The sequence below is a fragment of the Metasolibacillus sp. FSL K6-0083 genome (assembly GCF_038630865.1).
In the GTDB taxonomy this organism is placed as follows: domain Bacteria; phylum Bacillota; class Bacilli; order Bacillales_A; family Planococcaceae; genus Metasolibacillus; species Metasolibacillus fluoroglycofenilyticus.
This window is the reverse complement of record NZ_CP152046.1, coordinates 3,058,393-3,071,453: the sequence shown is the minus strand read 5'-3', so window position 1 is coordinate 3,071,453 and position 13,061 is coordinate 3,058,393. Positions and strand designations below refer to the sequence as shown.

Sequence of the window (13,061 nt, the reverse complement as noted above, 5' to 3'; positions counted from 1 at the left end):
TCCTTCTTACAAAATTCACGCTAACAAAAAATCAGCGCGCTAGAATGAACCATACAAGAACAGTTTGTCCCTATCGATAGCAAAGCATCAGATACAAGACTCCCCACTTCAAAGCTGTAAGTGGGCAATGAACTGCCTATGCAAATATGATTCGTGAGAGCTAACAATCTATTGATTGCCCTATCACTTTATTCTAACACGCTGATTTTATTTTAACTATTATTGACTGTTGCAACAGCATCTTGTAATTTTTTTATCGCTGCTCTTTGAATTCTGGACACATGCATTTGCGAAATACCCAGTTGGTCTCCCGCCTCTTTTTGACTAAGCTGCTTTAAATATGTAAGCTCGATTACTTGTTGCTCACGCTCATTCAAAACATGCATAATTTCAGACACAATGATTCGGCGATTTGCCGTTTCGAACTCCAAATCCTCTTTTCCAACAACATCGAACAATGTTACTGTGCTCCCATCTGAATCCGATTCTATCGCATGGTCCATTGAAAGCGCTTGGTAACCGCGCCCCATTTCCATTGCTTCAAGCACCTCCTCTTCCCCCACCTCCAAATAGGTAGCTATTTCTAGAATTGAAGGCGAGCGCTGAAGCTCTGTCGTTAAATGCTCCACTGTCGATTTGATACGTGGGCCTAATTCTTTAATGCGGCGCGGTACGTGCACATCCCAAGTCTTATCGCGTAAAAAACGCTTAATTTCGCCGATAATAGTAGGTATTGCAAATGCCTCAAAGCTTCGTCCCACAGTCGTATCGAAGCGCTGCATCGCTCCAAGTAAACCAAGCATACCAACCTGTACAGTATCCTCATAATAAGTTTTGCCAGCAGCATATTTACGCGCTAACGCCTCTACTAATTGTTGATAATGAAGCACTAGTTCTGTTTGGGCGGTATCGTCCTTTGTGGCTTGATATTGCGCAATCCATCGAAGCACCTCTTCATTTGAGGTTTCATTAGGTAATGATTCTCTCGTCATATTCCTCCACCTGCTCTCTTGTGACATACTTTGTCATGAAAACAGTGACGCCGCCCTCATTGTTCACCTTTACTTCATCCATTAACGCTTGCATTAAATAGAGTCCTAAGCCCCCTTCACGTAGCATCGATACTTTTTCATTTTCATTGTACGGGCCGATTTTCGATTTAATTTCTTCAAAATTAAAGCTATTGCCATAATCCGCTACCATGATTTCGATTTTATTGTCGAATAATGCGCAACCAATGACAATTTCGCCCTCTTCTGCATCGTGATAAGCATGATGAACGACATTTGTAACAGCTTCACCTGTCGCAATTTTCAAATCTTCAATTTCGTCATAACTAAAGCCGAGACGTAGCGCCAAACCTGAAATCGTTAAACGAATAACACTGACATATTGCGGTTTAGCAGGAACTCTTATTTCAATATAATCAAATGCTTTCATTATTAAACTCCACCTTTGTATTCGTTTCGATGTCCATTAGCTCACTTAAACCAGTAATTTCAAATAAACGAACTAGGCGAGCTGTTAAGCCAACTAGTTTAAAATGCGCATTTTCTTTCACTACTCTTTTATAAAATGCAACGAAAATCCCTAAACCTGTGCTGTCTAAATAGCTAACCTTCGATAAATCTAGTTGGACTAATGAGTCTTTCTCAATCTCAAGAGCCTCTAGTTCCTCACGTAAAATAGGGGCAGTATACGTATCGATTTCACCATCAATATATCCATTTATTACTTGCCCATCCTTTTGAAACTGCACATTTATATTCATACCTTTAAAGCACCTCCGTCATAACCTATACAACGATTCCCTTTCCTCAAGATTTTAAACGTTACTTGCGCATTTATTTTTTTAAAATGACGACAGTAAAATCATCATCCAATCCATCCTCTTGCAATTCCTGCAATTCTTCATATATTTTTTCACACATTTCTTGCGCACTTAAATGGCGATGCGTAAGAGCTAACTGCTCAATAATTTTTCTTGAATCGATTTCTTCATCATGGCGAAATTCTGTGACACCATCTGTCATCATAATAATAAAGTCGCCTTCATAAAGCGGAATCTCAGTTTGCTCATATTTCACTTCAGGCATAATACCTAGCAACAACCCCTTTGCACCTAAACCATAGAATGCATTATCCGCAGCATTGTAATAAATAGCTGGCTCATGCCCTGCCGAGCCATATGTAAATATGCTTCGCACTAAATCAAGTCGCCCATAAAACATTGAAACGAACATGCTGTCATCTACGCTTTTTTCAATAATGCGATTCAATACTTCTAGTACATAGGCGGGGTTAGTTTCTGCATACTCCAGCGTGTCGAGCCCATACTTCACCATCGACATACAAAGCGCAGCAGGCACACCTTTCCCAACAACGTCCGTTACAGCTACCCCTACATAATTTTGTTCATCTATTGAAAAATGAACGTAATCACCGTTCATTTTGCGTATCGGGATAGAAATCATTCCAATATCGATGGCATCAATTTGCGGTACTGTCGTTTTTAATAGAACGCTTTGAATTTTAGCCGCTACATTCATTTCAATCCGCATTTCTTCCTGTTGCTCTAGTAAAATTTGATGCTCTTTTAAAGTTAAGCCGAAATAAACCATTATTTCGATTAAAAAATCATAGCCGTCCTTACTCACCGCAGGCAGCTCTGGAAATATTTCTTCCATTACTTGCTTATGCATATGTATTACTTCTTCTGGTGCTATATTTTTTTGAATCAATTGTCGAATAAAGCTTTGCCCAATATACAAATTTCGCTCTGATTGATTTTCAATATAGTCTGTGAGAATTTTTTTATATTGAATTTTTAGTTCTCTCATACAATGTTCCCTATCACAACCATTTTTTTACGCGAACAGTTGTCCCTTCTTCTAATTGTGATTGAATCTCTATATCATCCATTAATCTTTTAACACCTGGTAAGCCTGCACCAATGCTACCTGATGTTGAAAAGCCATCCTGCATTACAGTGCGTACATCCTCGATACCCGGTCCTTGGTCAGTTGCGGTTATCGCTAAACCAATTTTGCCATCTTCCTCTATTTTTTCTATTGTAATCGTTCCAACACTGGCATATAAATAAATATTGCGTGCCAGTTCGCTAATAACTGTCGTAATACGAGCTTGATTCACAGTATCAAAGCCTATTCGTTTTGCTTCGTTGCGCCCTATCTCACGTGCAGTAACAATATCCCATTCAGTTGTAATATTTACTGTTGATTTCATATACTCACTGCCCTTCAATCACATTATCAATTACGCCTCTGCTAACTCTAGTCCCAATTTTTTGAGTTCACTGGTGGAAGTTAATTATTGTCACGTCCTGCGACAATGATTAACTGACCTGCATCATGCAAGCCTCCCTTCAAAATCTGCAACATCCGCTGCAAGTCTAGCCAACACGATGTTGACTACTCAGTCGTTACCTGAGTATGCGATGGTCTTAGACTGAGTTCCTCTTTGTTAGCGGATGTTTAGATACCCGCTGAAATGGGTCTATTGCTTGTATTCACTCGCTACTTGTAGACCTGAGAGACTCCTGTATCTGGCGCTTCGCTTTCGATACAAAAAGAATTTGGCCCCTACGGTTACTCGTCGCAAAAACATCGCTGAAAGAAGTGAATATCTATTTTAACTATACCGTATAATCATATTTTGTAAAATTTATTTGTAGAAGCATTTGAAGGCACTGCTTTTCGAACATTTCATAATCAATCTCATTGAAAGTACAGCTATTTTAAAGAGAAATCTGCTCATTTTAGAAGTTTAAAAACGGGGAATTAAGCAGATTTTTTTAATAAAATTAACCTTCCCTTATATGAAAGCAATTTTCTCCAAAACAAAACACCGCTGCAACCGCAACGGTGTTTTGTAATTATGTATTAAAAACTTACGAGGCCTAAACTAATACCTAATGCCATATCAACTTTTTCCATTAATTCATCATCAAGCTGTGTAATACGGTCTGTTAACCGTGATTTATCAATAGTACGCAATTGCTCAAGCAAAATTACCGAATCGCGTTCAAAGCCATACTTCTTGGCATCGATTTCGACATGAGTAGGTAATTTTGCTTTTTGAATTTGCGCAGTAATAGCAGCTATAATGACAGTTGGACTAAATCTATTACCAATATCATTTTGAATAATCAGTACAGGTCTTGTACCACCTTGCTCTGAGCCTATAACAGGTGATAGATCTGCAAAAAAAACGTCTCCACGTTTTACGCTCAAATTGTCATCCCCCGCTAACGAGACGCCGCTCCACCATATGTTCCGCTTCATATTCTGCATGCAGGCATTCGCTGCAAATCATCAGATTAATATGCGACATTTCCACATAGCCCTTTTCTAAAGCTTCCCGTATTTGATTTGGTTGTGTCTGCTTCACTCGTTTAGATGTTGAAACATACAGCATTTCGCCATTATAGAAATCGCTTTGGGCAAATATTTGTTCAATTCCTAGTAATGGCCCGTTTGAAGAATTTATATTCTCTCTATTTTTCGTGTACACAACAAGCACCTCCACAAAAGACCGCAAAACTTCTGCTTTTCATAATTTCATTCTATCACTGAATACATGCAATGAAAAGACAAGAAATCTAAAAAACTGACAAACTCTGTTTTAAAAGCGGTTTTTGTCGAAAGTACAATTATTTTAGCTAGTATATATCCTCGGCACTCGGTTTGTTATAATACATGGTATTTCATAATTGATTGTCTCGAGCTTATTTGCCCATTCATCTAGTGAGATCGTTACATTTTGTTGTGTACCTATTAATGTCACTTTCTCTCCAACAGTATATGCTTTTGGAAGTAAAATCATACATTGATCCATGCAAATTCGACCAACTATCGGAGCGCGCTGTCCGTCAATTAATACTGTTTGTCCTGTTAATTTACGAAGTAGCCCATCTGCATAGCCTATCGGCAATGTGCCGATAAAAACATCCTCTTCTGCCGTATAAGTTGCGCCATATCCAACAGTTTGTCCTGCCGCTAGCTCTTTAACATGTACTAATTCTGTTTCCAATGACAGCGCAGGCTTCAAAGCGAATGGTAGATATTTTGCTACATAATGAGAGGGTGCTAAGCCATACATTGAAATACCGAATCTTATCGCATCATATTGAAGCGCTTTGTCTTTGACTAATACTGTCGCAGTATTAGCTACATGTATGAGGCGCGGCTTAACAGCTAGCACTTTCAACATATCGTGAAACAGCTCTACTTGCTGTTCGAAATGCCCTGTATTTTCCTCGTCGGCAGTTGCGAAATGGGTGAATACTCCATCTATCTCCATTTGCCCTGCTGCGACAATCGCTTCTTGCAAAAGTTGCAGCTTCTGTATAGAAGTAACACCAATTCTCCCCATGCCTGTGTCAATTTTTATATGTAGCTTTAATTTGTTTGTTAAGTGGAATAGTGCTGCTTGCTCGACCCACTCTTTCGAAAAAACAGTAAGAGAAATATTATTTTCAGCAGCATAAGTAACAAATGAAACAGGGCTTGCTCCGAGTACTAATATGTCAGCAGTAGCTATATGCGAACGAACATGAACGGCCTCTTCAGGTGTAGCAACCGCCAATATTGTAGCGCCTGCCTGCAATGCAGCTTGTGCAACGGCTATATCTCCATGACCATAGCCATTCGCTTTTATAACAGCTATGATTTGCACATCTGGTTGTAGGTGTTTTTTTAGTTGTGTGATGTTTTTTTGAATAGCTCGTAAATCAATTATCGCTTTCGTTGGACGGTAATATTGAATTTCTTCCATATGCTTTGTACCCTCTTTACTCAAATTCTAAACATTTAAGTAGTAATAGCCCTTTTTCAGCGTAATTATGTATAGATATAAAAATCCATACATAATTACCGCGTCAACAAGTAGTATTGCCACCTACTAAATTAAAATAAGGGCTATTACTGAACAACTAATCTACTTCATTTCACCAGATGTAACAGAAGCTGCTACTTCAATCAGTTCTTCTCTTGTCATCTTACTAGAAGCAATGAAAAATGATATGCCGTCACGTTCCCAGCTAATCGAATTATCTGTAATTGCACCAATAGCAAACCCTAAATCAGCCGGATCTCCAGGAGCAAAGACAGGTACAGTCGAATCTATTGGTACAGCAGGCTGCTGCATCAATGTGAATGCTTTTTCACCTTCAAATGTTAAAATAACACGCTCTATTCCATCTTCTCGAATCGTTTGTGAATCAACTAACTTCGTATGATCCCATTGCAGTATTGGATAATGCGTCTGAAACGCCTCACTATTTGTTATATCGGCACTTGCTGCTTCTTTTTCTTTATTTTCTTGAAATTTTTCAACAGCATAGTCCTCTGCCTTATGTGTTACGCCTAATTTAACATCATTAAAAGTAATTGAAATTTGTTCCTCGCCTGCCTCATTTAAAATTGCTACACTTTTTGGGAGCATTGATTTTTTATCCACCGTTACTAGCTGTGTTGACATACCTGTTTTGTCCGAGTTACGTGTCGCCGCGGTAAAAATATAAGTATCCTCGCCATTTTCCATTTGCAATCCTTTATCGGCTTGTATATCTTCTGCCAATGCGCCAATTAAGTACGCTTGGCTATTTTGCTTCGGCCAATCACTTTGAAATTTATATGTTTTCGATAGCGCTGGTGTAACGACGAATACCCCTTCCTCATTTCGAACAATCATTTGTGTAATATCCTCATTTTGCGCGGTTACTTCCACTTTGTAAAAGTCAGGCTTGGTATGCCACACTTTCACATCATACGCACGAGGCTCATTGCCAGTCTTAATTTCCATTGAAGCAGTTAATTCGTAGCCCTTTGTTTCTCCCCATTTTTCTCCAATTTTTTTCACAACGTCCTCTTGCGATGCTTTACCACATGCCGCCAAAAGGAAAATACAACAGCCAATCATAAAAATGATTTTTCGGTAGTGCACAATCCCACCCTTTCTCCACTTTCGCTCTAGTAATTCAGCATATGGAGTGTTACGTCAAAATATGTCTTATTCCATTAAGACAACTTGAGCAGCTGCTACTGTTTGTGTATGGGTAATTGTTACAAAGCCCTTTACACGCTTAGCATCAAAAAATAATTCGGGTGCACCTTGCTTGTTTTTTAAAATTTCAATTTGCTGTAATTCACAGCCTTTGCCAATGCCTGTACCATTGGCCTTTGCATAGGCCTCCTTTGCCACAAAACGCCCTGCCAAAAATTCTACTTGTCTTGCAGTAGATAGCTTTGCAAAAAGCATTTGCTCACGAGGTGTTAAAATACGTAGCATAAATTTTTCAGAGCGTTGCATCGCTTTTTCAATGCGTGTTAGCTCAATGATGTCTAATCCAATTCCTTTAATCATCGCCATGTTATTCCTTTCATTATTTATCCTAACCAATGTATAATTAACATCGAGGTGGAAAAATGTTTATTCGTAGAGAAAGTTTTCAACAGTATATTAAAATGTATCCCGTCGTTTCAACTATTATTGCTTTAAATATTATAGCTCATCTTGTCACACGCATTCCCGGTCTTGGCACTGAGCTTTTTTATGCGGGTGTTAGCCACAATGGCTTAATCGCTGCAGGTGAATGGTGGCGGATGATTACGTCCATGTTTTTGCATGCAGGCTTTTTGCATATTTTATTTAATATGTTTTCACTTTTTTTATTTGGGCCTGAGCTAGAAAAAATCGCTGGCAAAATGCGTTTTTTAACAATTTATTTTCTTGCAGGCATTTTCGGAGGCATCGTTACATTTGTAACACAGGATGCAGACTATGCGAGCGTTGGGGCTAGCGGGGCAATTTTTGGTATTATCGGGGCGTTCGGAGGACTTTTATTCTATATGCGACATGTCATGCCGCAGCTTCGCCAAATTATTCTTCCAATCATCGTCATTAGTGTAATCATGACGTTTTTACAGCCAAATATTAATATCGCCAGTCACCTAGGTGGACTAGTCACAGGCTTCGCACTAGGGCTATTTTATTTTAAACCTAAAAATATGCTACGTTGGCGACAATAATGCCCGGCTGCTAATTGATTTCTTTTTTGACATACAAACGACTGTCAGAAGAACATTGCAAATGCACGCTCTTCTAACAGTCGTTTTATTTCGTATTATGAGCTGGAAAACTTATCGCTCATACCAGCGCATTAACTCATCAATGCATTGCTCATCCATATGATAAGCCTTCGCAGATGCCCCAGTTGCACCTGACATCACAACAATTTTCGCTGATGCAACACTTTTTCTCTTTTGGAAATAATTTTGCTGTTGCTCCGCAATTTGAATGCGGCGTTTTTCTGCAATAAACGTTACGCGACTAATCGTTCTATACATAATCGTAATTTGCTCACTTGAAATTTTAAAGCGAGCTGTTTTAAATTGCCATAGCCCTAACAGCAATACAGGTATTATTAATAATAAAGACAGCATACCGTACGGGAAAAAGAAGTATGATAATGCAGCCATTAGCGGGACAAGCCATACAAAGTCAATCCGATAAAAGTACGGTCGTGCACGCTTTGGTGGTCGTATCGCTTCCTCTAAATTCAAGTCAAAATGAGGAAATAGCTGCTGCAATGGCTGTGCCATTTTCTTTCTTGAAATTAAAGGAAATAAGACAACTGTTTTATCTTTTTCTCCTCCAAAGCCACCCCCAGCACTTTCTACAATCACCGCCGCTAAGCCAAATATTTGTCTAAATGGGTTTTCAACAATTTTAATTGCTTGTACACGATTTAAAGGAATCGTAATACGTTTTTTCTCTAATAAACCACGCGTTATAATAAGACGCTCATTTTCCTCAGATACTTCAAAATTATAATAGTTAATAAATGTAATTACTACAGATACTAGCCATGCAATTAATAAACCAAAAATAGCAAGTATAACAATTAATAAAAAGCCAAAGCGTAATAATTGCGCCATCTCTTCATAAATCCAATCATACGGAATAAACTCCGAAAACTGCGAAACAACAGCCAATACCCCAGCCAATACAACCCCAATACTATTCGAAGTAGTTGCTAAAACTACTAAATCCTTTGGTGACATTTTATGAATGAGGCGTGTTGCCTGTAACTCCTCACCTTCTACAACATGCTGCGCTATTTTTATTTTTTTTGTTTCATTTTCAATAAAATCTGCAGCCTCGCGTGTAATAGCTGTAAGCTCAGCCTCTGCCTTTCCAGACTTATTACCCGCTGTTTCAACCGACACCTGCACTAAACCAAAAATACGGTGAAAAATACCTTCTTTATAATTTAAGCTTTGAATACGGTCATATGGGATAAAGCGCTTCTTTTTAATAAATAAGCCGTGCTGAACCCGCAGCTCATTATCCTCAAACCAATAAGTAAATGTCCACCATTTAATAATGCCATTGAAAAACGAGAAAAGAATAATAGCTGATAAGATGATAAGCGGTATCATTGATTGAAAGAAGCGCTCGTCACGAAAATTCAAGCTAAAATTAAAGCCGTTTGCTACAACAATGATTACAATTGGAATTAACGAGTCCTTTAAAGCTTTTGCGCAGTTAATAATAGCCGATACAGGATGCAATTTATATTTAGACATCTTCTTCCGCCACCCTTGCCAGTTCCGAAATTTTAGCACGCAGTTCGTCTGCATCTGCCGTAATTAACATCGGAATCACATGCGTTGTTGCAGCAGAGGAGATTGAAATATTCGCCAAATCATATTTTTTTAATATTGGACCTTGTCCTGTATCTACATGCTGTACACGCACCATTGGTATTAGTGTACGTTTGACAATAAACAAGCCACTTTGAATTTCAATCTCCTGCTCACGCACTTCATAACGCCAAATACGCCAACGGATATTTGGAAAAATCCATATTTCTAATAAGGCGATTATAATAACAATCGCCGCAGCTATAAAATAAATATATTTCGGCCATTCAAAATAGTATGTAGCAAAACTAACTGCTCCAGCAATGATAATAGCTACTAGTGTTTCTAGTATGCCGTATAGTCGCCAAACGGTTAATCCTTTTTTAGGAATTTGATATTTTGGTTCCGTTCTCATTTCTCCACTTCCTCTCCCTTCCATTATACGTATGAATACTATATTTGTTTCAAAAAAATTCAAAAGTGCCAGGCACGCAAACAATTCAGAATTGTTTTTGTGCCTGGCACTCTAATGACTAGTCTTCGCGACGGCGTGGGCGGCGACTTCCGCTGCTTTCACGACGGCGGTCACGGTTGCGGTCTGACGATGGACGATTGCGGTCGCGTCCACGGTCACGGCTACCACCACGGTCATTACGGCGGTTGCGGTCATTGCGACCACTGCCACCACGACCTTGTTGTGAACCACGCTCACGGCGCATCGGCAATGGACGCTCTTCTGTAATTGTTACAGGTGTTGCATCTGGCTCACGTGTCACAGATTTTAATGCCGCAGCGATTAAATCAACTGCATTATAATTTTCTAATAGTTCCTCCGCCAATAAGCGGTAATCGCTAAGCTCAGCAGATTGCACTAATTCCACTAAGTGTTCAACTGATTGCTGTTGTTGACCTACTAATGCTTCACTCGTTGTAGGTGGCTTTAATGGTGTCATACGCTTTTTCGTCGTTTCTTCAACGATGCGTAAATAGCCCATCTCACGCGGTGTGACGAATGTAACAGCAAGACCTGACTTACCAGCACGACCAGTACGACCAATACGGTGTACATAGCTTTCTGGGTCCTGTGGAATATCAAAGTTGTAAACATGCGTTACACCTGAAATATCAAGACCACGCGCTGCAACATCTGTCGCCACAAGAATATCGATTTGGTTTTCTTTGAATTGACGCAATACAGAAATACGTTTCGCTTGGCTTAAATCACCATGAATCCCTTCTGCATTATAACCACGTAAGTTTAATGCTTGCGTTAACTCATCAACTCGACGCTTTGTACGACCAAAAATAATTGCTAATTCTGGTTGGTGCACATTAATAACGCGACATAAAATATCGAATTTTTCACGCTCTTGTGCTTTTACAAAATATTGCTCGATATTATCAACCGTTAATTCTTTTGCCTTAATTTTTACGATTTCTGGCTCCTGCATGAATGTTTCCGCAATTTTGCGAATCGCTGGAGGCATCGTTGCTGAGAATAGTAATGTTTGGCGATTTGATGGTACGTTTTCTAAAATCGAATTAATATCATCGATAAAGCCCATATTTAACATTTCATCCGCTTCATCAAGTACTAATGTTTGCACATCTTCAAGCTTTAATGTACGGCGATTAATATGGTCAATAATACGTCCCGGTGTACCAACGATAATTTGTGGTCTGTTTTTCAATGCACGAATTTGGCGCCCGATTTCCTGACCACCGTATACAGATAATAACTTCACACGTTTATCATATCCGATTTTATAAAGCTCTTCCGAAACTTGAATTGCTAATTCACGAGTTGGAGCAATAACTAATGCTTGGATGTTTGGGTTTTTAGGGTCAATTTTCTCAATTAGAGGAATACCAAATGCGGCAGTTTTACCAGTACCAGTTTGTGCTTGGCCAAGTATATCGCGACCATCTAATGCAAATTTAATTGTACCTTCCTGGATTGGTGTTGCTTCTTCAAATCCCATACGCTTCACTGAGCGTAATGTAGATTCACTAATATTTAATTCTGAAAAATTTGTCAAACTCTTCAATCTCCTTTTTTCCTTATAAGTTGACAAATGGTTACATTTTCAGATGAAGTGTCGGCAAAATCGAGCCTATATGTGGAACGGTTTCCGTTACGTAAAAATTCTCTCTGCGCTTCCTGAACATTGCGCAGAAGCTTTCTTAATATGAAAAGGAAAGCCCGGTCGTTGCCGAGCGGTTTAATTCTACTTAGGTAATCAACATCAAATATGAAAACTATAGAATGAAACCGTTAAATTCAAAAAAAAGCACTCTTCACTATGTAATCTGAAGAGTCTTCGCACAAAATGTATCCATTGCTTTACATAGTCTATCACGTGCACAGACAGTATGCAATGATAATGCTTAACTTAATAATCTGACTTTTTACGTTGTGCAAAGAAATGCCAGCACCTCACAAAACCATTCTTCACAATCATCGCTATAACAAATATGATGTTTACCATTTGCCGATAAAAATAAATGCTTCTCTTCCGTTCGAATACTGTCAAATAAAAAATGGGCTGCGATATGCGGAACAATGCCGTCCTTCTCTCCTTGGATAATAAATGTGGGCACATTGATATGCCCAATATAAGGCTCGACCTTTTTCACAATGCGCATAAATTCAACCATCGAACTTAGTGGGACAGTCATTAGTTTGCGCTCATAGCGTTGAAATAATTCATTATTTTTTAAATGTCCTTTTACTGCCTCTTTTGCCATTTGGCGCAAATCCTCTAACATTTGGACTGGGCTCATATACTTAATGGCCGCACTTAATAGTACTAGTTTTTTCACAGGGTAACGCTTCGCTAAATATAAAGCGATAACACCGCCCATCGAAAAGCCAATAACCGTAATCTCATCGACCTTTTTAGCTAGCTGGCGATAGGCAATTTCCGCATCCATTAACCAGTGCTGTGCCTTATAACCACGCATAGAAAGTTCCTCCCCGTGCCCACAATAAGTAGGTGTCACAATGTCACATTTCATATGCTGCCGTAAATATTCTGTTAAGGGCTCGATTTCATATGGTCCACCCGAAAAGCCATGCAGTAATAAAATTCCTTGCTTCACCTTGCAACACCAACCTTTCTATCTCTTTTACCCCACATTAACGGGCATTACGACTCTCACTTCAAGACTTAAGTGAAAATTCGCTAAGGATGATTAGCTTCCCATAATTGCCCGATTGGTTCAGCGGGGGCACTGATTGAAGTTTCACCTTATATTGCCCAATTTGCAGAAACAAAATAGCATGTCAGAAATATTTCCTAACATGCTAACCCCGCATTCATGGACAACACAATATGCTAAAGCGATTTGCCAGTCACTCGCTTTTGGAAATCAAATATAAGATTGCCATAG

General features: G+C 39.1%; 15 protein-coding genes. 1 reads left to right on the top strand and 14 read right to left on the bottom strand.

Annotation, left to right across the window (positions count from 1 at the left end; translation table 11 throughout):
- Positions 1-212: 212 nt before the first annotated feature.
- From sigB to acpS, 10 genes are all read right to left on the bottom strand, one after another.
- Positions 213-992: an RNA polymerase sigma factor SigB gene (sigB, locus tag MHB51_RS14410; RefSeq protein ID WP_066169097.1), complete on the bottom strand. Its 780-nt coding sequence runs from the start codon at positions 990-992 to the stop codon at positions 213-215.
- Positions 970-1,440, bottom strand: a complete 471-nt coding sequence (gene rsbW / locus MHB51_RS14405; RefSeq protein ID WP_066169099.1) for an anti-sigma B factor RsbW — start codon at positions 1,438-1,440, stop codon at positions 970-972. Before rsbW ends, sigB begins: the two co-directional genes overlap by 23 nt.
- Positions 1,427-1,771: an STAS domain-containing protein gene (locus MHB51_RS14400; RefSeq protein WP_066169101.1), complete on the bottom strand. Its 345-nt coding sequence runs from the start codon at positions 1,769-1,771 to the stop codon at positions 1,427-1,429. The genes rsbW and MHB51_RS14400 overlap by 14 nt, the downstream gene beginning before the upstream one ends.
- A 73-nt stretch (positions 1,772-1,844) precedes the next feature.
- Entirely contained in the window at positions 1,845-2,840 is a 996-nt protein-coding gene (locus tag MHB51_RS14395; RefSeq protein ID WP_342558441.1) for a PP2C family protein-serine/threonine phosphatase, read from the bottom strand.
- 13 nt (positions 2,841-2,853) lie between these two features.
- The gene (locus tag MHB51_RS14390; RefSeq protein ID WP_066169105.1) at positions 2,854-3,246 is read right to left on the bottom strand and encodes an anti-sigma regulatory factor; all 393 of its coding nucleotides are present in this window, start codon (positions 3,244-3,246) and stop codon (positions 2,854-2,856) included.
- A gap of 656 nt (positions 3,247-3,902) precedes the next feature.
- A complete protein-coding gene (locus MHB51_RS14385) occupies positions 3,903-4,253 on the bottom strand; it encodes a type II toxin-antitoxin system PemK/MazF family toxin (RefSeq protein WP_042476940.1) in 351 nt (116 codons plus the stop codon).
- A 4-nt stretch (positions 4,254-4,257) separates the two neighbouring features.
- Positions 4,258-4,479: a hypothetical protein gene (locus MHB51_RS14380; RefSeq protein WP_235616079.1), complete on the bottom strand. Its 222-nt coding sequence runs from the start codon at positions 4,477-4,479 to the stop codon at positions 4,258-4,260.
- Positions 4,480-4,677: 198 nt separating this feature from the next.
- Positions 4,678-5,796, bottom strand: coding sequence for an alanine racemase (gene alr, locus MHB51_RS14375; protein ID WP_342558440.1), 1,119 nt, complete (start codon positions 5,794-5,796; stop codon positions 4,678-4,680).
- A 162-nt stretch (positions 5,797-5,958) separates the two neighbouring features.
- Positions 5,959-6,942: an outer membrane lipoprotein carrier protein LolA gene (locus MHB51_RS14370; RefSeq protein WP_066169108.1), complete on the bottom strand. Its 984-nt coding sequence runs from the start codon at positions 6,940-6,942 to the stop codon at positions 5,959-5,961.
- A gap of 90 nt (positions 6,943-7,032) precedes the next feature.
- Positions 7,033-7,386, bottom strand: coding sequence for a holo-ACP synthase (gene acpS / locus MHB51_RS14365; RefSeq protein WP_342558439.1), 354 nt, complete (start codon positions 7,384-7,386; stop codon positions 7,033-7,035).
- Between the two features lie 62 nt (positions 7,387-7,448).
- Here acpS and MHB51_RS14360 point away from each other — a divergent pair, with 62 nt between their 5' ends.
- The gene (locus MHB51_RS14360) at positions 7,449-8,051 is read left to right on the top strand and encodes a rhomboid family intramembrane serine protease (RefSeq protein WP_107943336.1); all 603 of its coding nucleotides are present in this window, start codon (positions 7,449-7,451) and stop codon (positions 8,049-8,051) included.
- A gap of 111 nt (positions 8,052-8,162) precedes the next feature.
- Here the strand turns inward: MHB51_RS14360 and MHB51_RS14355 are convergent, their stop codons facing one another.
- The 4 genes from MHB51_RS14355 to MHB51_RS14340 form a co-directional block, all read right to left on the bottom strand.
- Positions 8,163-9,611, bottom strand: a complete 1,449-nt coding sequence (locus tag MHB51_RS14355; RefSeq protein WP_342558438.1) for a PH domain-containing protein — start codon at positions 9,609-9,611, stop codon at positions 8,163-8,165.
- Complete coding sequence (locus tag MHB51_RS14350) at positions 9,604-10,083, bottom strand: PH domain-containing protein (protein WP_066169114.1); 480 nt, start codon at positions 10,081-10,083, stop codon at positions 9,604-9,606. Before MHB51_RS14350 ends, MHB51_RS14355 begins: the two co-directional genes overlap by 8 nt.
- Positions 10,084-10,201: 118 nt before the next feature.
- Positions 10,202-11,707, bottom strand: coding sequence for a DEAD/DEAH box helicase (locus MHB51_RS14345; RefSeq protein WP_066169116.1), 1,506 nt, complete (start codon positions 11,705-11,707; stop codon positions 10,202-10,204).
- A 370-nt stretch (positions 11,708-12,077) separates the two neighbouring features.
- Positions 12,078-12,770: an alpha/beta fold hydrolase gene (locus MHB51_RS14340; protein WP_342471793.1), complete on the bottom strand. Its 693-nt coding sequence runs from the start codon at positions 12,768-12,770 to the stop codon at positions 12,078-12,080.
- Positions 12,771-13,061 lie beyond the last annotated feature (291 nt).